This window comes from Rhodoferax ferrireducens T118, assembly GCF_000013605.1.
GTDB classification, from domain to species: Bacteria; Pseudomonadota; Gammaproteobacteria; order Burkholderiales; family Burkholderiaceae_C; genus Rhodoferax; species Rhodoferax ferrireducens.
Genome location: NC_007908.1, coordinates 3,685,397 through 3,709,133, shown reverse-complemented (window position 1 = coordinate 3,709,133; position 23,737 = coordinate 3,685,397). Strand labels below are relative to the sequence as shown.

Sequence of the window (23,737 nt, the reverse complement as noted above, 5' to 3'; positions counted from 1 at the left end):
CATTGTGGGACGGACCAAGGCTACAGGAGCGAAGCGAGTGAGCTTGCTCTGTCCCCAACACTCTAGGAGCGTGGGACACACCGCAGTGACGCGAAGCGAACAAGCCTGCCCCCAATAAAGCACAATATTTATACATTTTATGGCTCTAGCCCCCGTGTATACTGAATAATTTGCTATTAATTGCATAGCATTTATAAACTTCGAGAGTCATGAAGATTGAGCTCAACCCGTCCGAAGCAATGCGTTGGTCAGGCCGCGCTGGCATGCGTCAGCGTGGTTTCACGTTGATCGAGCTGATCATGGTGATGGTGATGCTGGGGGTGCTGGCGGTGTTTGCGGCTCCACGTATCTTCAACAGCGATGATTTTTATGCGCGCGGGTTTCATGACGAGACGTTGGGGCTGCTGCGTTATGCGCAGAAGACGGCGGTGGCGCAGCGGCGCACGGTGTGTGTGAGTTTCCCAACGGCCAGTTCCGCAACGCTGAGCATTGCCTCAAATGCCCCCACTCCCACCACGCCCACTCCCACTTGTAGTCCGGCATTGCCGCTGATCGGACCTCGGGGAGAAAGTCCGGCCACTATCCCGGCCACCGACCATGGGGCAAGTTACAACGGATTGCCTGGCAATTTCAACTTCAATGGACTGGGGCAGCCGATGAGCACGGCTGGCGTCTTGTTGGGTACCCAAACCGTCATCCAGATCAACAATGCATCGAACGTTTTTGTCGAAGCAGTTACCGGCTATGTTCATGACTAGCTCACGCCAACATGGCTTCACGCTGATCGAGCTCATCATCTTCATCGTGGTGGTGAGCGCCGGGCTGGCGGGCATTCTTTCGGTGATGAACACCGTGGTCAAGTCCAGCGCCGACCCGATGGTGCGCAAGCAGACGATCGCCATTGCCGAGTCCTTGCTGGAAGAGATTTTGCTGAAGGACTATGCCAAACCAACCGGCAGCACCGCGTTGGGATTTTCGGCCGGTGGAAGCCGCAAGCTGTTTGATTGCGTCACAGATTACAGCGGCTACAACACCACGAGCGGCATCGTGGATGTATTGGGCACCGTGATGCCGGGTCTGGCGAGCTACAACATTTCCCCCGTGACGGTGGCATCCAGCACCGATTTGACCGGCGTTGCTGCACTAAGGGTCACCGTGTCGGTAACCGACCCGACCGGCAATGCCGTCAGCCTCACGGGCTACCGGACTTGTGATTTGTCGCCGTCATGTCCACTGCCATGAAACCTCCTTCTTGTCAGCGCGGCTTTACCCTGGTCGAACTGATCATGGTGATCGTCATCATGGGCGTGATCGGCGGTATCGTGTCGGTCTTCATGAAAAGCCCGATTGACGCCTACTTTGCCAGTGCCCGGCGCGCGGCGCTAACCGATACGGCCGATACCACGGTGCGGCGCATGACGCGCGATATTCAAAGGGCGCTGCCCAACAGCATTCGCACGCCGACTACCACGCCAGCCAATCAGTGCGTCGAATTCGTACCGACCAAGACCGGTGCCCGCTACCGGGCCGAAAACATGGCGGCGGGTGACAACACCAGTTTGGATTTCACTGCCGCTGACACGACCTTCCATATGTTGGGCAGCAATGTTGCTTTGCCAGCAGATCAGCGAATTCTGGCGGGTGATGTGATTGTGGTTTACAACCTGGGCATTCCCGATTCGGATGCCTACCAGCTCACGGGCAAGATCAATCGTGCCGTAGTTGGTGGATCAAACCCCCTGAGCGAGGCTGGCGCTCCCCCTGAGACGACCATTCCCATTGCCAGCACGCAGTTTCCGTTGGCCTCAGGCAGCAACCGCTTTCACGTGGTGTCCGGCGCCGAAAATGTCGTGTCATTTGTATGCAGCGGTGGGGACTTGCATCGCACGATCAGCACTTTTGCGGCCGCTGCCGCTACCAGTTGTCCCGCTACTGGCCCCATCCTGGCCCGCAATGTCAGCTCATGCAACTTCGACTACAGCGGCTCCGACCTGCAACGCAACGCTCTCATTCGCATGACCCTGCAACTGACCGACAGCGGCGAAACCGTCAGCCTGCAGCACGAAGTGCATGTGAGCAACACGCCATGAGTCGCATCCAACAAGCGCAGCGCGGCTTTGCCGCTATCGCCGCCATCTTTCTGGTGGTAATCCTGGCCGCGCTGGGCGGCTTTATGCTGACTTTTTCCAACACCCAGCAGCTCACTTCGGCGCAGGATATTCAAGGCTCTCGGGCCTATTGGGCAGCGCGCGCCGGGCTGGAGTTCGGCATCGGTACGGTCGTTGCGACCTCAGCTTGTCCGATTTTGCCGACGCCCTCGCCAACCACCTTGTCAACGACCTTTGATGGCGGCTTTAGCGTGACCGTGACCTGCAGCCGCGCGGACTACACAGAAGCTTCAGCAACCAGGTCCATTTACCAGTTCACCTCCGTCGCATCCAACGGCGCCGCGGTTGGCAGCATCGGCTACATTGAGCGCAGCCTGTCTGCCTCCATGGAAAGATGAGCTCAGTAGAAGTAGCGACTGCGAAGGATAAAAAATACGCCAAAACCGCCTCTAGCCCCCGTGGATAATGCGCAAGAAGATATCAAATAGATAGCATTCAGATCGTTTAAAAGTCATGGCAATTCATTGCAGTCCGTTGCGAATCCGGTTCACGCGGCAAATAACCAGCAGGCAGGCCGTATGAAGATTATTGTCAAAGTCATTTTTATGGTGTTCGTGCTGCTGGCGGGCCAAGCGATGGCAGTCACCTGCACCAGCAACGGCAGTGGTGATTGGAAAGACAACAACTGGACGCCGTCTGACCCTTGTGAAAATGGCTCGTCCGGGCCGCCAGCCGGCAGCAATGTTGTCATTGCGAACGGCTACAACATTAAGGTGGACGCCAATACGCTCGCCGTAGCCAATGTCACCATCAACGCAGGCGGTACCTTGCGGGGAAATGGCGGCGACACGCTAAGCCTGACTGGCAACTTCACCAACAATGGCACGTTCGCGGCAAATGGCGGCACGGTGGCACTCACCGGGGCGGCCCAGACCATTACCGGCAATGTGACTTTCTACAACTTGTCGTTTGGAAGCACCCTGCTCACGCTTGCTGGCAATGTGACTGTGACCAATAATGTGACCGGGACGATCAATCTGGCTTCCACCTGTCCGGCGGACTACACATTGACGCTTCCCAATGGCAACGTGATGCACAGTTGCAACTCGTCAACGGTTGATTCCATCAACAGGGCGAGCGCCAGCCCGACAACGGCCGGTGCTGTAGTGGCCTGGACGGTCGTGTTCAGCACCAGCGTGACCGGGGTAAGTACAGGCAATTTTGGGCTTGCTCCGACGGGTGGTGTGACTGGCGCAGCGATCACTTCGGTGGCAGGTTCTGGTACCACCTGGACGGTCAATGCGACGACGGGAACTGGCACCGGCGCCGGCACGCTGGGCTTGAACATGGTGAATGTCGCCGGCATCAGTGCGGCGGTGACGACGGCGATGCCCTTTGCTGGACAGGTCTATACGATTTCCGGACCGTTTTGTTCGCCACCGTCAAATATTCCTGCAGGTGTGACTGTGTCTTGCCAGTGCGACACCTTCGCGCGTGCCAGCCTGAATCCATCCACCATCTTCAGCTCAAACTGGCTCGTCTCCACCAGTGACAGCACCGGCATCCTGCCGAGCATCGTGAATCCCGGCTATCTGCGCTTGACCAACAATACCGGCAACAACGCCAAGGCCGCCACCGTGCCGGGCATCTTCCCCGCGGCTGGCAATTACATTTCGGTCGAGTTTCAGCAATACGCCTACAACGGTACGGGTGCCGACGGGATCGCGGTGACGCTTTCCGATTATTCGGTCCCCGCCGTGCCGGGGGCCTACGGCGGTTCGTTGGGTTATGCGCAGGAAACAGGGATCCATGATGGGTTCGCTGGAGGCTGGCTGGGTGTGGGGCTGGACGAGTACGGCAACTACCAAAATACGAACGAGGGGCGTCTGGGCGGACCGGGTTTCACCGTGCAATCGGTCGGCGCGCGCGGTTCCGGCGCTGGCCAGACCGGTTATCGTTTTCTTGGCGGCACCCCCAGCTTGATCCCCAACATTGACGACCGCACGTCCACCTCGGCCTCACGGGGCTACTACTACCAGGTCATCGTGGATGCACGTAACGAACCGACGAGCACGGCCGTCGCTGTCAATCGCGACACCGGAAGTGGGTATTCTTCTCTTATCAATATTCCAAACGTATACAGCGCCGCCACTACGAATGGATTCACTCAGGCACCGGTTCCGGCCAACTGGCAAATTTCCTTCACGGGCTCTACCGGTGGCTCCACCAATATCCACGAGATTGGTGGTTTGCGTATCTGCGCCTCGTCGATGTTGCCGCCAGGTGGTGGCACCGCCAGTGGTTTCAACGCTGTCGATGAAGCCTATGGCACGCCGCCCGGCGTGGCGGTACAGAACTATCTGAGTGGCCACATCTATACCAAGCTGGCGGGCACTCCCTTCAAGCTCAACGTGGCCGCGCTGACCAACAGTCAGATCGTGACCACTTATGCGTATGGCGGCAGCAAGTCAGTGACCGTCAAACTGGTGGATAACAGCGATAGTCTGGCAGACACGAGCAAGGACTGCACGCTGTCGTGTACCAGCACCTGCACCGGCAAGCCTGCGGTCACTGGTGGCACGCAAACACTGACCTTCGCTTCTGGCGCGCCTGACAAAGGTCAGAAACAGTCGTCCAGTTTCACCATCAATTCGGCCTATAAAAAACTGCTGGCCATCATCAGTGATGGCACAAGCTCGGCGTGTTCAACCGACTCGTTCTCGGTACGGCCAAACGCGCTCACGCTGGCAACCACGGCGACTGCCACCACCTCTGGTGGCACGCCGGTCTTCAGGGCTGGCACAGACCCGTTCACCGTCAACGTGTCGGCGGCGAACACGGGTTATACCGGTACACCAACTATTGGCAGCATTGACACCAGTCCGATGGGTGTCGGCACCTGGCTGGCCGGCAGCCTCTCAGCGGGTACGACCTTGGCTGCTGCGGTGTTGGGTGTTTCAACCAACAGCTCAACCTACAGTGAAGTTGGCCTATTCAAGTTGGCTGGTTACGGTGTCAGCGACGATACGTCAGCGCGTGGTGTGTTCGACGCCACCTGGACCGGGGTTGACAGTATCAGCACCAAGGGCGACTGTGTGGCTGGCAATTACTCAAACGTTAAAAACGCAAGCGGAAAATACGGCTGCAACTTCGGGCTGGCCACCGACGCCATTTTTGGGCGGTTCATACCGCATCACTTTGATGTCAGCATCAACTCGAACGGAACCATGGCGGCGGCGTGCCCGGCAGGCGGCTTTACCTACACCGGGCAGGCCATGGGCTACGGCACTGCGCCCTCGTTGACCATCAAACCGATGAACGCTGCGACTGGCGGCGCCGTCACGCAGAACTATCAGGGCATCTTCCAGAAGCTGGTGGCCTCGGGAGTGTCAATCACCTCACCCACGGCCGATGCCACCCAACCGGGCAGGGATGGCGTGACCAAGACCGATCTGCTGGCAATTCCTGCGATGGGTGTCGGCACGCTTGCTAACAGCAGCGGAATAATCACCTACACGCTCAACGCGAGCGATCAATTCACCTACACCCGCAACGCCAATGCATTGATTGGGCCCTACACCAGCGCGATCCCGCTGGTCGTGACGGCAGTGCTTGAAAGCGAGGTTAACGCGACGAGCTCCTTGCCTGCCTTGCCGCAGACGCTGAGTCCAACCGGTATCTCCATGCGTTACGGCCGGGCACGCATGTTCAATGCCTACGGCTCGGAGTTGCTTGATTTGCCGGTCGTGTTCCGTGCTGAATATTTGGCAGGCACTGCTCCTGGCAATGCTTGGAGCGTCAACACCTCGGACTCATGTACCAACGCGGCTTTGTTTTTTGCACCAGTCGCTGCCCCCAACATCACAAGCAACACCTGTGTGCTGGAGCCTGGCAACAACAGCGGCATGGGCTGCGCTGTCGCTTTGACGCCAACACAGATCAACCGCCGCTATCTGGAGACTGGTGTGACAGGCACCGACAGCAACGGCGTGGCTGGTTTTGCCGGCAACTTCAACCTGTGGCTCAGAGCACCCGGCGCAACGCATGTGGGCTCCATTAACATCACGGCCACGGTTGATTCCTGGCTGCAATACCCCTGGACTGGTTCCGCCAATGTCAACCCGAGTGCCCGCGCCACCTTTGGCATCTACAAATCACCCCTGATCTACCGCCGTGAAAACTATTAAAAGTGGCACTTCTTTATATGTCTTATGGCTCTAGCCCCCGTGTTATCTTCGTAGTTAGCTATTAAAATAAGAGCAAAATGGCTTCGTGTATTCTTCCCCCTTATGCTTGAAACAAAGTCTTACATATCAAAGCCTCTCTGGCAGAAGCCCGCCTGACCATGCGCTGGCCTTGGCAACGCAAAAGTTCTGGCGATCAACTGGTCGTCTCCTGGTCGGGTCATACGCTGGCCTACGTGCTGGCACGAGCGCGCCAGGACGGCACTTATGACGTTCTCAAGTTGGGCGTCGAGCGTCAAGGTACCGACAGCACCGAGGCATTTGTGCAGCGCCTGCAGGCCTTGGGCCTGAGGGGGTTTGAGGCTCGCATCATGTTGCGGCCCGAGCAGTACCAGTTGTTGCAGATCGACACCCCCGCTGTGCCGCCTGAAGAGTTGCGTTCGGCGGCCCGTTACCAGATTCGGGACATGATTCATACGCATATTGACGACGTCACGCTGGATGTGATGCGGGTGGGTGACGATCAGCAAAAAGGCAAGGGGCATCTGTTTGTGGTCGCCGCGACCAATGCGGTGGTGCGCGAGGTGCTTGACTTGGGTGACAGCATGCATTGGTCGGTGTCCGTGATCGACATTCAGGAAACCGCGCAGCGCAATCTGCAAAATGCGCTGGCCGCGCGCGATGGCCGTGCCGAGCGGGCCAACGCGGCCTTGGTGTTGGTGAATGGGCAAAAGGCGGTGCTCACCATCAGTGCCAATGAAGAGCTGTTTTACTCGCGCAGTTTTGATTTGCCGGAGGATTTTTTTGACGCCGCGTGGGAGCAGGGTAGTGGGGTATCGGTCGCTGATGCGCCTGATGCTGCACCCTTTACCCCGGTGGAGGATTACGTGCCGGACTACAACGGACAACGGGGCGCGTTTGGTCATGACTATGCGGGCACCCAGCTCTATGACCGCTCGGCGCCGTCCGGTGTGAGCATGCACGATGCGTCGGCACAACGCTTTTTGATCGAGGTGCAGCGTTCGCTGGATGTGTGGGATCGCACGTGGTCGAGCATGCCGCTCAATGGCCTGCGCGTTTATGCCGGCGCGCGCAGTGAGGAACTGGCCCAGTGGTTGACAGCGCAGTTGGGGCAGGCGGTGGTCGCGCTGGATGTAACGGCCTGGTTTCCAGGTGGAGAGGACGCGACCGCGGATGGCCAGGCGTTGTGCTTGCCTTTGCTGGGTGTCTTGATGCGCACCGAGAGTCGCAAGCTCTGACGGGGCCAGCCCGGATTCACCCTACGATTAAGCAGACGCCCGCAGCCACCTTATCCCCAATTTCTCTCATGCCCCAGCAAATCAACCTCTGTACCCCGATTCTGTTGACGCAAAAGCGTTACTTTTCGGCGCAAACCATGGCGCAGGCCTTGGCGGTGTTTGTGCTGTTGGGGGGCGGTCTGTGCGCCTATTGGGTCTGGAGTCTGAACGCCGCCAGCGAAGGTTTCAAAAAGACGCTGGCAACCCAGTCGCAAGAGCTGGAGAGCTTGCAGGTTGCCATCAAGCAGGGCAAGCTTGGCACAGGCCCGCTGGAAGCCGCCTTGGCGCAGCAGTTGCAGGGCCACAAGCTTGATTTGCAGCAACGCCAGAGTTTGATGGAAGCGCTGCAGCGCGGTTTGTTTCGACCTGGCTGGGGCCATGCGGCACGCCTGCAGTTGGTGGCGCGCAGCATCCCGGCGCAAGTGTGGGTCACGGAGCTGAAGGCCGATGACAATCAACTGGCGCTCACTGGCTTTACGCTGGAGCCCGCGGCACTCAATGACTGGGTCGGCAAGCTGGCAGCCAGCCCGCTGCTGGAAGGACAAAAGTTGTCAACCGTCAAGGTGGAGCATGCCAGCGCCGCGGTGCTGAAAACCCTGGCTGGCACGGCAGTGCCTGCGGCGGTCTCGGCCAGCGCTTCTGCGGCGCGACCGATGTGGTCATTCAGCCTGGTCAGCGCGCTGGGCAAGCCAGCCCCGCAAACGGGGGTCAAACCATGAAGCTTTGGTGGAAGGCCTGGTGGGGCGTGCAGTCCGGGCGCATCAACGCCTTGAGTCTGCGCGAGCGGGTGTTTTTGTTCCTGGCCGTTATAGCGAGCTGCATGGCGCTGGCCGATGTGCTCTGGTTGTCGCCAGCGCAGTTGGCGCACAGGCAATTGACGCAGCGGTTCGAGAAACAAAGTGCTGATTTGCAGCGAGCGCGTGATGAGTTGAAAACGGTGGCCCAGCCCGCGGATGTCGGCCGGGCAGCGCGCGACGAAATTGCTGCCGTCAAGATGCAACTTGATTCAGTCAACCAGACCATCAAAGAGGTGTTGCCGGGCACCGCCCGGGCCACGCCACTGGCGCAGGCGCTGAACCATTTGTTGCGTCGTCATGCCGGGTTGACGCTGGTGCGCACTTCGGCCGTGGCGCCTGAGGTGAGCAGCAGCCAGCCCGGGCAAACCGCTGGCACGGCGGCACTGCCGCCTGGGCTGACGCGCCAGGGCATCGAACTGACGGTGTCGGGCGCTTACCCTGATTTGACGCAATACGTTCAGACGCTGGAAAACGAGATGCCGCAGGTGCGTTGGGGTGTCATGACGCTCAAAAGCGACAAGTTACCGCCGGAGCTCACATTGCAATTGTTTTTGCTGGAGGTGCAGCCATGACGCGTTCGCTGCACTGCTTGATAGGTGTTTTGCTAGGGGCCGCGTTCGTCACGGCCGGTGCCCAAAGCCTGCGTGACCCGACGCTGCCGCCAGCCGAGGCGGGTGTGGCTGGTGCGCCCGCTGCCGCAAGCATCTTCAGCTTTGATTCAAGTGCCACGGCTGTGATTGTGCGCAACGGGCGCTCGTATCTGGCGGTGGGCACACGTCTTTATGCGCCGGGTGAAAAGCTGGGCCAGGCGCGCATTGAGCGCATTTCGGAGACCGAAGTCTGGTTGCGCGAAAGCGGTGTGCTGCGCAAGGTGCCCCTCTTTGCCGGCATTGAGCGGCGCGCGGCGGCAGCGCCCGCGCTGAGCGTTGGCTACGCACCGGACGGATCGAACAGGCGCCCGGCGCTCAAAGCGAGCGCGGCATCCGGGACGTCAAAGGCAGCCAGGGCACGCCAGTCAAAACAAATTTCAGATAAATCCGGTTCCCCGACTACATCGCCCTCAGTCGCCCCTTGCGTCGGCGTTCGACCCTGAGGTCTGTTCCAATGACTAGAAAAACCGACACCATGATGACTATTTTCCAGCCCACCCGACTTGGCCATGCCGTTTGGTCACCAGCAGGTGCCTTGCCCGGTCTGTGTCTGGCGATGGGTGTGACCTTGCTCGCCGGTTGTGCGGCTGAGCGGCCACTGCGCACGCCTGATGTGGGCGAGGCCATCCGTGCGGATCTGGCAGTCGGCGAGGCGGCCAGGCCTGCCAAACCGGTGCTCGTGCCGTCGCGCATCAGTGACGCGCTGGCCGAACCAGCGCCACCCGCGGTGGCCGCGCGTCCCGAGCCCAAACTGGATTTGTTGGTGAACAACGCCCCGGCCCGCGAGGTTTTTTTGGCCATCGTGGCCGACACGCGCTACAGCATGATGATGCACCCCGACGTGGCGGGCACTTTGTCGGTGACGTTGCGCGGTGTGACGGTGCCGGAGGCACTGGAGGCCATTCGTGACGTGTATGGTTACGACTTCAAGATGGAGGGTCGGCGCATCACGGTCTATGGGCCGACGCTGCAGACGCGGATTTTCACCATCAATTACCCGCATTCCCAGCGGGTGGGTAACAGTGACTTGCGGGTGTCGCCGGGGGCCGCGCTGCAGTCGAGTTCGACCGGCGGGACGTCCTCGGGTGCTACGCAGCCAACATCGAGCAGCCAGCAGGGCGAGGGCAGCCGTGTCACCACGACGTCCAAAACCGACTTTTGGGCCGAGTTGACGGAAGCGGTCAAAGGCCTGGTTGGCGCCGGTCCCGGGCGCAGTGTCGTGATCAGCCCGCAGGCCGGCATCATGGCCGTGCATGCCATGCCCGACGAGTTGCGCCAGGTCGATAAATTTCTGAAGGCAGCGCAGATAGCGGTCGAGCGCCAGGTGATGCTGGAAGCCAAAATTGTGGAGGTCGAGTTGCGCGATGGCTACCAGAGCGGCATCGATTGGTCGGCTTTGAAAAATGGTGGCGGTTCGACCGGCGCCATGGGCGTGATCGGCGGCAACACCTCTGCCACCACGTCCAGCAATACCCTGGTGCGCGGTGTGCAGTCCAACCTGCCGGGCTTTTCTGCCGGGTCTGCGTTGCTGGCCGACGGCATCTCGTTGCCAGCAGCGGGTGCTGGCCTTTTTGGACTGGCTTTCGCCACCGATGGCTTCCAGGCGGTGCTCGGTTTCCTGGAAACCCAGGGCGACGTGCAGATCCTTTCCAGTCCGCGCATTGCGACCTTGAACAACCAGAAGGCCGTGCTCAAGGTCGGGGCTGAAGATTTTTTTGTGACCAATGTATCGGGCGGCACGACGTCGAGCGTCACGACAGGTTCGACCGCGACCCTGACCATGCCGTCCATCACCCTGACACCGTTCTTTTCCGGTATTTCGCTGGACGTGACACCGCAGATTGATGAAGGCACCAAGATCATGTTGCACGTTCATCCGTCGGTGACCACGGTCAGTGAAAGAGCCAAGCAGATTGATCTGGGCAGCGCCGGCAATTATGTGTTGCCACTGGCGTCCAGCAGCATGAATGAAACCGACACGCTGGTACGCATTCAGGACGGCAACATTGTCGCCATTGGCGGCTTGATGCAGATTGAATCCAACCGCAAGTCCTCAGGCTTGCCCGGCACCAGCGACGTGCCTTTGTTTTCCACTTTATTTGGCAACCACGCCAACACCGGGCGCAAAAAAGAAGTGGTGGTGCTGATCAAACCCACCATCATCCGCACCGCGCAAGACTGGGAAGCGCAAACCCGGCGTACCCGCGCGGCGCTGGACGATATTGATTCAGTGCGCGCCCGCGTGATCCGCATTGACGGCACGGTGCAAGAAGGCGCGCCCAGAACGCCGGCGCAGTGATGTATTTGCGGCATTTTTCGCTGCGTGAGGCACCGTTTTCCATCACGCCCGACAGTGCCTTCTTTTACTCCCATGAAGGCGCGCAGGCCGCACTCAACATGCTGCTGGTGGCGCTGCGCAGTGGCGAAGGGTTTCTGAAAATTGTCGGTGAAGTCGGTTGCGGCAAAACCGTGTTATGCCGCCAATTGCTCAAGACGCTGCAGGGCGAATGTGTCACCGCCTACATCCCGAACCCGGATATGGGGCCGGACGATTTGCTGATGACCTTGATGCAGGAGTTGGGCATTGACGCGCCACAAACCCTGGAGGGCCGAAAACTGACCCGCTACCAGGTGCACAACGCTTTGCGGGATTGTCTGTTGAGCTACGCCGAGGCGGGTCAAAGGGTGGTGGTTTGTATTGACGAGGCGCAGGCTATTCCCGTGCGCACCTTGGAGAGTTTGCGCCTGTTGTCGAATCTGGAGACGGAAAAGCGAAAGTTGTTGCAGCTGGTGTTGCTGGGTCAACCCGAACTTGACGACAAGCTGTCGCGCCCTGAAATCCGTCAATTGCTGCAACGCATCACCTTCAGCGAATACCTGGGGCCGATGACGGCGCACTGTGTGCCGACCTATCTGGCGCACCGCCTGGCGACGGCCGCCTTGAGTGAGGCCACCGATACCCAGGTGTTTGAGTTGGAGGCGGCGCAGTTGATGGCGCGCCTGAGCGGTGGTGTGCCAAGGCTGGTCAATATACTGGCGCATAAGTGTCTGATGCTGGCTTATGGTGAGAATGTGCATCGTGTGAACCGCCAGCATGTAGGCCTGGCTGGCTTGGACACGCCCGGTGTACGCGCGCTGGCGCCGGTGTCCTGGCTGTCACGCTGGCTGCCATGGAAGTCGCGCGGGCCGGGTCGAATAGTTCAGAATGATCAGCAGGGAGCAGCGCAGTGAGTGTGATCAATAAAATGTTGCGCGACCTGGACAGTCGCCAGGCCCAGCGCCCTGGCTTGGCTCCAGCCCCGCAGGCGCGCATGGGTGTCGTGCGCGACACGCTGAGCGTGAAGAGCCTCGGGCAGTCGGGACGCAAGGCGCAATCGCTGCGTCGCGTCGTGCAACTGGTAACGACCGTTCTGGCCTTGGGTGGTGTGGCGGCCTGGTGGTATCTGAATCAAGCCGGCTCGACGCAGCCCCCGGTGCAAGCAACACAGCTTGCCATGAGCGTCAAACCACAGCCACAGCCGGTTGCGCCGCCGGTTTCACCCTCTGCCCCCTTGGTGACAAACAGCTTGACTGTGGCGCCACCGCCGGTGGTTCCGGCCCCGCTCAGCGTGGCCGCCCAGCCGGCCCTTGTGTCTCGTCCGGAGTCGGCCAAATTGCCCGTACCAGCCTCTGTGCCTGCGCCCAGGCCAGACGCAGACCACGCCAATTTTTCGCTCAAGATGGACAATTTGCTCCAGCACGCGCCAAGTCCTGCGGTGGCTACTCGCCCCCCTGCGGCTGGCACGCCCCGAACCGCATCCGGGCCGATCTTGAGTCCCTCAGCCGCGAGTGAGCCGCTGCAAGTCCCGACTGCAGCCTCCAAGGTGATCGCATCGACCCCATTGAAAGCGCCACAGAGCCAAGCCCGCCCGCCCGCCGCGCAGGAGGCCCTGGCGCAAGCCCAGCAACTCTGGAACGCGGGTTCGCGCTCGGCCGCCATTGATCTGTTGCACGAGGCGTTGATACTTGCCGAGCGCGCCAACCTTGCCGGCGCGCCGCCCGGCAGCAGTTCGGTCATCGCCTCCATTGCCCGCGAACTCGCGCGCATGGAACTGGCAGAAGGCCGGGTGAGCCAGGTGTTGGTGCTGCTGACCCGCCTGGAGCCCCTGCTGTCGGATGTTGCCGATATCTGGGCGATCCGGGGCAATGCGGCGCAGCGCCTCGGGCAGCACCCGGAATCGGCCGCCGCCTATCTGATGGCCCTGAAACTGCGACCCAACGAGCCCCGCTGGATGCTGGGCGCGGCCGTCTCGCTGGCCGCTCAGGGACAGACGACCGCTGCGGCCGAACTGGCAGAAAAGGCCCGCGACGGCGGCGCTTTGAGCCCTGAAGTGGCCAGTTATTTGCGTCAGCTGGGTGTGCCTTTGCGTGCACACTGAGTTCTGTACACCAACTTGCCTGGCGGAAGAACCTTCGTGCTTAAGCGGATCAGTGTTCATCAACTCACCCTCGGGATGCACCTGCAGGAGTTTTGCGGCTCCTGGATGGAGCATCCATTTTTTCGCACCAGTTTTGTCCTCAAAGACCCGAAAGATATCGAGTCAATTGTGGGCAGCAGCATCAAGGAGGTCTGGATTGACTGCGACAAAGGCCTGGACGTGGCGAGTGGTGAAGCGGCGGTGTCCGAGGCCGAGTCTGAAGCCCAGGTGGAACATGAGCTAAAACAAATAGCCAACGGACGGCGTCAGCTGGCACCGGTCTCGGCCGCGCAAGAGCTTGAACGCGCCGCCAAAATTTGTGGCCGTGCCAAACAAGCTGTGGTTTCCATGTTTGAAGAAGTCCGCATGGGCAACGCCGTGGACGTGGGCGGCGCCAAACTGCTGGTGGAAGAAATAGCCGACTCGGTGTCGCGCAACCCCGGTGCGCTCATCAGCCTGGCCCGGCTCAAGACGGCGGACGACTACACCTACATGCATTCGGTGGCGGTGTGCGCCATGATGGTGGCACTGGCCAAACAATTGGGACTGGATCAAGCCCAGACCCGCTCCGCCGGCCTGGCCGGGCTGTTGCATGACCTGGGCAAGGCGGTGATGCCGATGGACGTGCTCAACAAGCCGGGCAAGCTGACCGATGCGGAGTTCACCATCATCAAGAGCCACCCGGTGCAAGGGCACAAGATGCTGCTGGGCGGCGTCAATGTGGACCCGATCGCCATTGAGGTCTGCTGGCATCATCATGAAAAAATGGACGGTTCCGGTTATCCAGACCGGCTCGAAGGCGATCAAATCAGCCTTTGGGCCCGGATGGGTGCGGTGTGCGACGTGTATGACGCCATCACCTCCAACCGGCCGTACAAGTCAGGTTGGGATCCGGCCGAGTCCCTGCGCAAAATGGCCGAGTGGACCAAAGGCCATTTTGACCCCCAAGTGTTTCAGGCCTTTGTCAAGGGCATGGGAATCTACCCGGTCGGCTCGCTGGTGCGCTTGAGCTCCGGGCGCATTGGCGTGGTGACCGAACAGACCAGCAAGTCCTTGACGACACCCCGTGTCAAGGTGTTTTTCTCTACCAAATCGAACATGCGCATCGTGCCGCAGCTGATCGACCTGTCCAGTCCCGATACCAGTGAAAAAATAGCCGCGCGTGAAGATCCGGCCAAATGGCATTTTCCTGACCTCAATGAACTGTGGTCAGGCTTGCCAAGCGCGCCCTGGTGATCTTTATATAAAAACAGGCTGTAGCCCCCGTTAAATATAGATATGTCGCTATTAATTCAGGATCAATCGCCACACCGTGGCGCTTGATCCTCCAGTGTGACCGCCGCTCGGCACGGGCGGTCAAACGGGCTTGGGCGCGGCTGTGTATTTACGCAATTCCTGTTTGGCAATGGCGTTGCGGTGTACTTCGTCCGGCCCATCGGCAAAGCGCAGGGTGCGGGCGTTGGTGTAGGCGTAGGCCAGCGGGAAGTCATCACACATGCCGGCGCCGCCGTGCGCCTGCATCGCCCAGTCGATCACCTGGCAGGCCATGCTCGGCGCCACGACCTTGATCATGGCAATCTCGTTTTTGGCAAATTTGTTGCCGGCGACGTCCATCATCCAGGCGGCTTTGAGGGTGAGCAGACGGGCCATATCGATCTTGCAGCGGGCTTCGGCAATGCGCTCCTGCGTCACGGTCTGCGCGGCAATCGGCTTGCCAAAGGCGACCCGGCTGGTGACGCGCTTGCACATCAACTCCAGTGCCCGCTCAGCCTGGCCAATCAGGCGCATGCAGTGGTGAATGCGGCCCGGGCCGAGGCGCCCCTGCGCGATTTCGAAACCGCGGCCTTCACCGAGCAGGATGTTGCTGACTGGCACCCGCACGTTCTCAAACAGCACTTCCATGTGGCCGTGCGGTGCGTCGTCGTAGCCCATGACATTGAGCGAGCGCACCACCGTGACACCGGGCGTATTGGAGGGGACCAGCACCATGCTTTGCTGGGCATGACGCTCGGCTTGCGGGTTGGTTTTGCCCATGACGATGTGAATGGCGCAACGCGGGTCACCGGCGCCGGAGGTCCACCATTTGCGACCATTGATCACGTAGTCATCGCCCTGGCGCTCCATGCGGGTCTGGATGTTGGTGGCGTCACTCGATGCGACCTCAGGCTCGGTCATGGCAAAGGCGGAGCGAATCTTGCCTTCCAGCAAGGGCTTGAGCCAGCGCGCCTTGTTTTCCTCGGAGCCATAACGGGCGATGGTTTCCATGTTCCCGGTATCCGGGGCCGAGCAGTTGAACACCTCACTGCTCCACAGGACGCGGCCCATGATTTCGGCCAGCGGCGCGTATTCCTGATTGGTCAGGCCGGCGCCCTGGTAGCCCGAGGCGGCAGCACTGTCGACCGGCAAAAACAGGTTCCACAGGCCAGCCGCCTGGGCTTTTTGTTTCAGCCCCTCGATGAGTTCCAGCGGTGTCCAGCGTTTGCCAGCTGCGGTGTTGGCCTCAATTTCAGCGTGCCAGGCACCCTCTGAAGGATAGATGTAGTCATTCATAAAGGCCTGCAATTTGACTTGCAGTTCTTTTGTCTTGGGGGAGTAGTCAAAGTCCATGGGATCTCCGGTTGTATCAGTTGGAACGGGCGCGATTGAAGTCAGGGTGTGATGCGGGATCAGGCTTTTTGGGCAAATTGCCAGGCCATCTGGGCCAGCGGCTTGGCGCCGGCGCCGGAGCTCACGGCCTGCGCGCTGGCGGCGGTACCCATCTGCGCGCGCTTGGCAATGCCCTGCAAAATGGCAGCGATGCGAAACAGGTTGTAGGCCATGTAGAAATTCCAGTCCGCTTTGAGCGCGTCGGGGGTGGTCAGCCCGGTGCGCTCGCAGTACAGCCGGATGTATTCCTCTTCGGTGGGAATGCCCAGACTGACCACATCGAGGCCGCCAATGCCGCGAAACGCACCCGGTGGAATGTGCCAGGCCATGCAGTGGTAACTGAAATCAGCCAGCGGATGCCCCAGCGTGGACAGCTCCCAGTCCAGCACCGCCACAATGCGCGGCTCGGTCGGGTGAAACATCAGGTTGTCCAGTCGGTAGTCGCCATGCACGATGCTGACCATGTGCTCGGCCCGTGCCATGGCCGGAATGTGCTGCGGCAGCCAGTCCATGAGCCGGTCCATTTCCGGGATGGGCTGGGTGATGGAGGCGACGTATTGTTTGCTCCAGCGACCGATCTGGCGCTCAAAGTAGTTGCCCGGCTTGCCATAAGCCGCCAGGCCCCGCTCGGCGAACTTGACGGTGTGCAGGGCGGCGATGACGCGGTTCATCTCGTTGTAAATCGCGCCGCGTTCCTGGGTGCTCATGCCCGGCAGGGTTTGATCCCACAGAATGCGCCCTGGCATGAATTCCATCACATAGAACGCCCGGCCAATGATGGCTTCGTCTTCGCACAGGCAATACATACGCGGCACCGGCACATCGGTGCCCTGCAAACCACTCATCACTGCAAACTCGCGCTCAATGGCGTGCGCTGACGGCAGCAGTTTGGCGACCGGGCCGGGCTTGGCGCGCATGACATAGCTTTGCGCCGGCGTGTTGAGTTTGTAGGTCGGGTTGGACTGGCCACCTTTGAAGGACTCGACGGTCAACGGGCCACAGAAGCCCGGCAGGTTTTTATCCAGCCAGGCGGACAGGGCGACAACGTCAAACGCCTGTTTCTCGGAGACGGCCTGCGTGCCGATGAAATGCTCGAAATTGCTCATGGGACTGTGCTTTTGGTGGTTCAGTTATCGGCGTCTGCGATCAGCATCAAGGCGTCGCGGTTGCGAATGACCAGACCACCCGGTTCGATCCGGATGGTTTCCTCTCGCTCCATCGACTTGAGTTCCTGATTGACGCGTTGGCGGGAGGCACCCAGCAATTGCGCCAGTTCTTCCTGTGCCAATTGCAGGCCGATGCGCATTTCGCGCCCATCGCTGAGCGAGGGCACGCCGTAGCTGCGCACCAGGTGCAGCAACTGCTTGGCCAGTCGTGCCCGCAGCGGCAGGGTGTTGAGGTCTTCCACCAGACCGTACAACTGGCGGATGCGACGGGCGTGCAGGCGCAGCAGCGCTTCGTAGAGCTCGGCATGGTGCGCCAGAATCTTTTTGAAATCGGCCTTGGCGACACACAAGATGGTCGTCTCGCCGTGAGCGTAGGCATCGTGGGTGCGTCGGTCGCCGTCGAAGATGGCCACATCGCCGAACCAGATGCCCGGCTCCACATAGGTCAGCGTGATCTGCTTGCCCGAGATGGATGTGGAGCTGACCCGCACGGCACCGCGCGCGCAGGCAATCCATTCTTCCGGCGGCTCGCCGCGGGCAGTGATGAGTTCGCCGTCCTTGTATCGTTTGACGTAAGCGCATCGCAGAATATCGTGTCGCAAAGAAGGCGACAGGGTTGAAAACCAGCGACCTGAATTGATCGCTGCACGTTCATCGATGGTAAGGATTGGTTCTTCCATGGTCTGTCCTTTGGGTGACTGATAAGTGCTTCATTGTCACGTCGGGGACCAGCGTTGCGGCCCAGGCTTGTCGCCTGCGTGTCCGCCTGCTGCACCAATGACTAATGAAGTCCTCTTTCATCAGGTTCCTGCGTCGAGGTACTGATGACGCTGGTCTGCAAACCTTTGGTCTTGCGCCAAACGTAAATGACGTAGCCGCTGAAGCCATAGACGACAAACAGGCCAAACATCACAATGGGCGGATCGATGTTGATGACGGCAATACCGAGCGCAATCAGCACAATCACGATGAACGGCACGCTCTTTTTCATGTGCACATCCTTGAAGCTGTAAAACGGCACGTTGGTCACCATGGTCAGTCCGGCATACAAAGCCAATGCGAATGTGGGCCATGCCACGCTGGCGCCCTTGACTCCCATATCCGTCATGACCCAGATAAACCCGGCCAGCAAGGCCGCCGCCGCCGGCGACGGCAAACCCTGAAAATAGCGCTTGTCCACCACCGCGGTGTTGACGTTGAAGCGCGCCAGCCGCAAGGCGCCGCACGCGCAATAGACAAAGGCTGCAATCCAGCCCCAGCGTCCCAGGCCTTTGAGCGCCCAGACATAAGCGATGAGCGCGGGCGCGGCGCCGAACGACACCATGTCCGAGAGTGAATCCATCTGCTCGCCAAAGGCGCTTTGCGTGTTGGTCATGCGGGCGACGCGGCCATCCAGGCTGTCGAGCACCATGGCACAAAAGACACCGATGGCCGCCAGGTCGAAGCGGCCATTGATCGCCATGACAATGGCGTAAAAGCCACCAAAAAGTGCCGCCAGCGTAAACAGGTTGGGCAAAACATAAATGCCCTTGCGGCGCTTTCTCACCACGATGGCGTCGACCTCGGTGAAGTCTGAATCGTTTCCGTCATGCATAGAATTGGCCTCCAGACCTTCATAGTAACAAAGGCCACTGAAGTGGCCTTTGTCGGGAGTGTCGTACGTCTTAGTTGCGGGTTTGGTCAACCAATTTGTTCTTTTTGATCCAGGGCATCATGGCGCGAAGCTTTTCGCCCACTTGTTCAATTTGGTGCTCGGATGTCAACCGGCGACGGCTCAACAAGGTAGGTGCGCCGGCCTTGTTTTCCAGGATGAAGCTTTTCGCGTATTCGCCGGTCTGGATATCTTTCAGGCACTGGCGCATGGCGTCTTTGCTGGCGCTGGTAATGATCTTGGGACCGGTCACGTACTCGCCGTACTCGGCGTTGTTGGAGATGGAGTAGTTCATGTTGGCGATGCCGCCTTCATAAATCATGTCCACAATCAACTTGAGTTCGTGCAGGCATTCAAAATAGGCCATCTCAGGTGCATAACCGGCTTCGACCAGGGTTTCAAAACCGGCTTTGATCAGTTCCACCGTGCCGCCGCACAAAACAGCCTGTTCGCCGAACAGGTCGGTCTCGGTTTCTTCCCGGAAAGTGGTTTCAATAATGCCGGCTTTGCCGCCGCCGTTGGCCATGGCATAGCTCAGGGCCAGGTCGCGTGTACGGCCTGATTTGTCCTGATGAATGGCGATCAGTTGCGGTACGCCGCCACCTTGCACATAGGTGCCACGCACGGTATGGCCCGGCGCCTTGGGCGCCACCATCCAGACGTCCAGATCAGCGCGCGGTGTTACCAGGCCGTAGTGCACGTTAAAGCCGTGCGCAAACACCAGCGAGGCGCCTTGTTTGATGTTGGGCTCGATGTCCTCGGTATAGACCGCTGCGATGTGCTCGTCAGGCAACAAGATCATGACCACGTCGGCGGCCTTGACGGCGTCAGCCACCTCAGCCACCTTGAGACCGGCCTTTTCGACCTTGGTCCAGGAAGCGCCACCTTTGCGCAAGCCAACCACCACTTTCACGCCGCTGTCGTTCAGATTTTGGGCGTGGGCATGGCCCTGACTGCCGTAACCAATGATCGCAACTGTTTTGCCTTTGATGAGGCTCAGATCACAGTCCTTGTCGTAAAAAACTTTCATTTCTCTCTCCGTTGTAAAAAGTTAAACCCGCAAAATACGTTCGCCGCGACCAATGCCGCTCGACCCGGTGCGGACGGTTTCCAAAATGGCACCCCGTTCAATAGCCAGCAAGAATGCGTCGTTCTTTGTCTGATCCCCGGTTAATTCTATGGTGTAGCTCTTCTCGGTGACGTCGATGATGCGGCCGCGGAAAATGTCAGCCATGCGCTTCATTTCTTCACGCTCCTTTCCGACTGCGCGCACCTTCACCATCATCAACTCACGCTCGGTGTAAGCCCCTTCGGTCAAATCAACGACCTTGACCACTTCAATCAGGCGGTTCAAGTGCTTGGTGATCTGTTCGATCACTTCGTCCGATCCAGCGGTTTGAATCGTCATGCGCGACAAACTGGCGTCTTCTGTCGGTGCCACGGTCAGCGACTCGATGTTGTAACCACGCGCTGAGAAGAGTCCGACCACGCGCGACAGCGCGCCGGGCTCATTTTCCAGCAGGACTGCAATGATGTGTTTCATAGTATGTGATTCCTCTTTTCGTTGCCCTACCCCTGAGGCGGTAACCGCAGAGCTTGGCAAACAATAGATTCGTCCAAAGTTAAAGTTGACTAAAGATCTTCGGAGCCGAGCAGCATTTCAGTAATGCCCTTGCCGGCTTTCACCATGGGGAACACGTTCTCGGTCGGGTCGGTGCGGATATCCATGAAAACCGTCCGGTCCTTGAGCTTGCGCGCTTCGCGCAGCGCCGGCTCCACGTCCTGCGCCCGCTCAACCAGCATGCCCACGTGGCCATACGCTTCAGCCAGCTTCACAAAGTTGGGCAGCGCATCCATGTAACTGTGACTGTAGCGACCTTCGTATTCAACCTCCTGCCATTGGCGCACCATACCGAGGTAGCGGTTGTTGAGTGACAGGATTTTGATCGGGGTGTTGTACTGCAAGCAAGTGGAGAGCTCCTGAATGCACATTTGCACCGAACCATCGCCTGTAATGCAGTACACCTCGCTATCAGGCTTGGCCAGCTTGATGCCCATGGCGTAGGGAATGCCCACGCCCATGGTGCCCAAGCCACCGGAATTGATCCAACGCCGTGGTTCATCGAATCGATAGTACTGAGCCGCCCACATCTGGTGCTGACCAACGTCGGACGTGATGTACGTATCCGCATCCTTGGTCATTTTCCAGAGCGTCTCAATCACGAACTGCGGCTTGATGACATCATTCTTGCCGTGATCGTATTTGAGGCAATCGCGCTTGCGCCAGCCTTCGATCGTGTCCCACCAGGCACCCAGTGCGTCGGCATCGGGCTTGACAGCACCCTCCTTGATCATGGCGATCATTTCGGACAGCACCTCTTTGACATCGCCCACAATCGGGATATCCACTTTGACCCGTTTGGAGATGCTTGAGGGGTCGATGTCGATGTGGATGATCTTGCGTTCATTCTGGGCAAAATGCTTGGGGTTGCCAATGACACGGTCATCAAAGCGGGCGCCGATGGCCAGCAGCACGTCGCAATGCTGCATCGCGTTGTTGGCTTCCACCGTACCGTGCATGCCCAGCATGCCAAGGAATTTCTTGTCACTGGCCGGATACGCACCCAAGCCCATCAGGGTGTTGGTGCATGGGTAGCCCAGCATGTCCACCAGGGTTCGCAACTCAGCAGAGGCGTTGCTCAGCAGCACGCCGCCACCGGTGTAGATATAGGGCCGCTTGGCCGCCAGCAAGAGCTGAAGCGCCTTGCGAATTTGCCCGCCATGGCCTTTGCGCACCGGGTTGTAAGAGCGCATCTCAAGCGTAGCCGGGTAGCCCGCGTAATGCACTTTTTTGAACGAAACATCTTTCGGGATGTCGACCAGGACCGGGCCCGGGCGTCCACTGCGCGCGATGTGAAAGGCCTTTTTCATGGTCTCGGCCAGTTGATGGGCGTCCTTGACCAGGAAATTGTGTTTAACCACGGGGCGTGTGATGCCCACCGCGTCGCACTCCTGAAAAGCGTCCATGCCGATGGCGCTGGTGGGCACTTGCCCAGACACAATCACCATCGGGATGCTGTCCATATAGGCGGTGGCGATACCGGTGACCGCATTGGTTACACCAGGCCCTGAAGTGACCAGGGCCACGCCGACCTCGCCAGTGGCGCGTGCATAGCCGTCGGCTGCGTGCACCGCTGCTTGCTCGTGCCTAACCAGAATGTGCTGGATCGTGTCTTGTTTATACAGCGCGTCGTAAATGTGCAGCACGGCGCCGCCGGGATAGCCCCAGACGTACTTGACGCCTTCAGCCTGCAGGGCCTTGATGAGAATCTCGGCACCCCGAAGTTCGTTCTCGTCTGGCGTCGCAACGAGTTGTTTGACTGGGGTCGTGGGTGTTTGACTGGTTGCCGCGGTCTTTGCTGCCGCCGACGCGATTCGGGCTTTTGATAATTCCATGATGAACCTTTGTGAATTTCTCTGACGAAAAACCTTGGGTGCTCCTTCGCAAACACTTGTGGGGCCGCGTCGGAACTTAAAGCCAAAGCCATGGGCGCAGTGATTCTTGCGCCGGACCGTGACCCGTTTGCTTTTTAATTTGCAGGATGCATTATGGCATTGCAGCCAATGGATGCCATGCCATCTGCCGGAAAGATCCTATACGGGTGCCATAATTCGCGGTTTCAATGTCACCTCAACCGGTTTCCATCTCTCTTCAACGCGTCACCACTGCCGCAAGGTAAACACCTCTTGGCCACTGAAAAAGAACTTTCTGATTTTCTGAAAGACGTTGAAAAACGTGCCTTCAAACGGTCCGTTTACCACGTTCGCAACGTGGAGTCTGCACTGGATATCGTGCAAGACAGCATGATGAAGCTGGCCGTGCACTACGGTGACAAGCCGGTCGCCGAGTTGCCAATGCTGTTCCAACGCATTCTGTCCAACTGCACGCTTGACTGGTTTCGGCGCCAAAAAACCCGCAATGCGCTTTTCTCCAACCTGAGTGATTTTGAATCTGAAGGAGAAGACGGCGAATTTGACCTGCTGGAAACTTTAAACACCCAAAACCACTCGAACCAAACAGAGAGTGCGGAGAGTTCCACTCAGCGGGCACAAACCTTGCATGAAATTGAAAACGAAATTCAGGCACTTCCAACCCGTCAACGGGAAGCCTTCCTCATGCGTTATTGGGAGGAATTGGACGTGGCAGAGACTGCTGCGGCCATGGGGTGTTCAGAAGGCAGTGTCAAAACCCACTGTTCGCGGGCAGTTCAGGCCCTCGGCAAAGCATTGAGGGTGAAGGGAATCACGTTATGACCAATTCGTATCAATACCAAAATCAACTAGCACAAGATCGTTTGGGCTTTCGCATCACTGCGCGCTTGTCTGATGCCACTGACAGTTTGCCGCAGGATATTTCGGAGCGTCTGCGCGCGGCTCGGGTGCAGGCAGTGGGCCAACGCAAGTTGGCGCTCAAGTATGCCGTGACCGGCTTGGCGGTGTCGGGTGGCGCGGGGAGCGTCACGCTGGGCCAGGCGCACTTTGGCTGGTGGGGTCGGTTGGCTGCGGCCATTCCACTGTTGGCCCTGGTTGTGGGCCTGATCGCCATCAATGTCATTCAAGATGACAACCGTGTCCGCGAGTTGGCCGACATCGATGCCGCGTTGCTGACCGATGACTTGCCACCCGCGGCCTATGCGGACCCGGGTTTTTTGCAGTTCCTCAAAATCAATGCCGCTCAGGATCAGTAAACGCAGGTTATGACGATTTTCACACTTGCTAA

At 59.2% G+C, this 23,737-nt stretch carries 22 protein-coding genes; 15 read left to right on the top strand and 7 right to left on the bottom strand.

Translation table 11 applies throughout. The annotated features are described in order from the left end of the window. Positions 1-209: 209 nt before the first annotated feature. The 13 genes from RFER_RS23090 to RFER_RS16850 all read left to right on the top strand — a co-directional run bounded on the left by RFER_RS23090 (position 210) and on the right by RFER_RS16850 (position 14,730). The gene (locus RFER_RS23090; protein ID WP_011465613.1) at positions 210-758 is read left to right on the top strand and encodes a pilus assembly FimT family protein; all 549 of its coding nucleotides are present in this window, start codon (positions 210-212) and stop codon (positions 756-758) included. Then, a complete protein-coding gene (locus RFER_RS16905) occupies positions 751-1,242 on the top strand; it encodes a type IV pilus modification PilV family protein (protein ID WP_011465612.1) in 492 nt (163 codons plus the stop codon). The genes RFER_RS23090 and RFER_RS16905 overlap by 8 nt, the downstream gene beginning before the upstream one ends. After that, positions 1,239-2,090: a PulJ/GspJ family protein gene (locus RFER_RS16900; protein ID WP_011465611.1), complete on the top strand. Its 852-nt coding sequence runs from the start codon at positions 1,239-1,241 to the stop codon at positions 2,088-2,090. Before RFER_RS16905 ends, RFER_RS16900 begins: the two co-directional genes overlap by 4 nt. Continuing rightward, positions 2,087-2,506, top strand: coding sequence for a hypothetical protein (locus RFER_RS16895; RefSeq protein WP_011465610.1), 420 nt, complete (start codon positions 2,087-2,089; stop codon positions 2,504-2,506). The genes RFER_RS16900 and RFER_RS16895 overlap by 4 nt, the downstream gene beginning before the upstream one ends. 180 nt (positions 2,507-2,686) lie before the next feature. Beyond that, positions 2,687-6,295 carry a DUF6701 domain-containing protein gene (locus RFER_RS16890; RefSeq protein WP_011465609.1) on the top strand — a complete coding sequence of 1,203 codons (3,609 nt, stop codon included), beginning with the start codon at positions 2,687-2,689 and terminating at the stop codon, positions 6,293-6,295. Between the two features lie 158 nt (positions 6,296-6,453). Further along, positions 6,454-7,551 carry a hypothetical protein gene (locus RFER_RS16885; RefSeq protein WP_011465608.1) on the top strand — a complete coding sequence of 366 codons (1,098 nt, stop codon included), beginning with the start codon at positions 6,454-6,456 and terminating at the stop codon, positions 7,549-7,551. A 68-nt stretch (positions 7,552-7,619) separates the two neighbouring features. Next, the gene (locus RFER_RS16880; protein WP_011465607.1) at positions 7,620-8,309 is read left to right on the top strand and encodes a PilN domain-containing protein; all 690 of its coding nucleotides are present in this window, start codon (positions 7,620-7,622) and stop codon (positions 8,307-8,309) included. Beyond that, the gene (locus RFER_RS16875) at positions 8,306-8,959 is read left to right on the top strand and encodes a hypothetical protein (protein WP_011465606.1); all 654 of its coding nucleotides are present in this window, start codon (positions 8,306-8,308) and stop codon (positions 8,957-8,959) included. Before RFER_RS16880 ends, RFER_RS16875 begins: the two co-directional genes overlap by 4 nt. After that, positions 8,956-9,480, top strand: a complete 525-nt coding sequence (locus RFER_RS16870; protein ID WP_011465605.1) for a hypothetical protein — start codon at positions 8,956-8,958, stop codon at positions 9,478-9,480. Before RFER_RS16875 ends, RFER_RS16870 begins: the two co-directional genes overlap by 4 nt. 32 nt (positions 9,481-9,512) lie before the next feature. Next, positions 9,513-11,336 (top strand): pilus (MSHA type) biogenesis protein MshL, encoded by a 1,824-nt coding sequence (locus tag RFER_RS16865; protein ID WP_244095739.1) that lies wholly within the window; start codon positions 9,513-9,515, stop codon positions 11,334-11,336. Next, entirely contained in the window at positions 11,336-12,268 is a 933-nt protein-coding gene (locus RFER_RS16860; RefSeq protein WP_011465603.1) for an ExeA family protein, read from the top strand. Before RFER_RS16865 ends, RFER_RS16860 begins: the two co-directional genes overlap by 1 nt. Beyond that, complete coding sequence (locus tag RFER_RS16855; protein ID WP_041790908.1) at positions 12,265-13,455, top strand: hypothetical protein; 1,191 nt, start codon at positions 12,265-12,267, stop codon at positions 13,453-13,455. Before RFER_RS16860 ends, RFER_RS16855 begins: the two co-directional genes overlap by 4 nt. Positions 13,456-13,491: 36 nt before the next feature. Beyond that, positions 13,492-14,730 carry an HD-GYP domain-containing protein gene (locus RFER_RS16850; RefSeq protein ID WP_041790906.1) on the top strand — a complete coding sequence of 413 codons (1,239 nt, stop codon included), beginning with the start codon at positions 13,492-13,494 and terminating at the stop codon, positions 14,728-14,730. A gap of 120 nt (positions 14,731-14,850) precedes the next feature. Here the strand turns inward: RFER_RS16850 and RFER_RS16845 are convergent, their stop codons facing one another. The 7 genes from RFER_RS16845 to RFER_RS16815 form a co-directional block, all read right to left on the bottom strand. Continuing rightward, on the bottom strand, positions 14,851-16,101 hold the full coding sequence (locus RFER_RS16845; RefSeq protein WP_011465600.1) for an acyl-CoA dehydrogenase family protein: 1,251 nt from the start codon (positions 16,099-16,101) through the stop codon (positions 14,851-14,853). A 59-nt stretch (positions 16,102-16,160) separates the two neighbouring features. Further along, on the bottom strand, positions 16,161-17,246 hold the full coding sequence (locus tag RFER_RS16840) for a phosphotransferase (protein WP_011465599.1): 1,086 nt from the start codon (positions 17,244-17,246) through the stop codon (positions 16,161-16,163). 20 nt (positions 17,247-17,266) lie between these two features. Next, positions 17,267-17,986 carry a Crp/Fnr family transcriptional regulator gene (locus tag RFER_RS16835; RefSeq protein ID WP_011465598.1) on the bottom strand — a complete coding sequence of 240 codons (720 nt, stop codon included), beginning with the start codon at positions 17,984-17,986 and terminating at the stop codon, positions 17,267-17,269. A gap of 101 nt (positions 17,987-18,087) precedes the next feature. Further along, entirely contained in the window at positions 18,088-18,900 is an 813-nt protein-coding gene (gene pssA, locus RFER_RS16830) for a CDP-diacylglycerol--serine O-phosphatidyltransferase (RefSeq protein WP_011465597.1), read from the bottom strand. Between the two features lie 70 nt (positions 18,901-18,970). Next, positions 18,971-19,987, bottom strand: coding sequence for a ketol-acid reductoisomerase (gene ilvC, locus RFER_RS16825; protein WP_011465596.1), 1,017 nt, complete (start codon positions 19,985-19,987; stop codon positions 18,971-18,973). 21 nt (positions 19,988-20,008) lie between these two features. Next, a complete protein-coding gene (ilvN, locus tag RFER_RS16820; protein WP_011465595.1) occupies positions 20,009-20,500 on the bottom strand; it encodes an acetolactate synthase small subunit in 492 nt (163 codons plus the stop codon). Positions 20,501-20,589: 89 nt separating this feature from the next. Next, entirely contained in the window at positions 20,590-22,413 is a 1,824-nt protein-coding gene (locus RFER_RS16815) for an acetolactate synthase 3 catalytic subunit (protein WP_011465594.1), read from the bottom strand. A 291-nt stretch (positions 22,414-22,704) separates the two neighbouring features. Between RFER_RS16815 and RFER_RS16810 the strand changes: the two genes are divergently transcribed. Together RFER_RS16810 and RFER_RS16805 are read left to right on the top strand one after the other, a co-directional pair. Next, positions 22,705-23,271: an RNA polymerase sigma factor gene (locus tag RFER_RS16810; RefSeq protein ID WP_011465593.1), complete on the top strand. Its 567-nt coding sequence runs from the start codon at positions 22,705-22,707 to the stop codon at positions 23,269-23,271. Further along, complete coding sequence (locus RFER_RS16805; protein WP_011465592.1) at positions 23,268-23,705, top strand: DUF3619 family protein; 438 nt, start codon at positions 23,268-23,270, stop codon at positions 23,703-23,705. The genes RFER_RS16810 and RFER_RS16805 overlap by 4 nt, the downstream gene beginning before the upstream one ends. Positions 23,706-23,737: the final 32 nt, after the last annotated feature.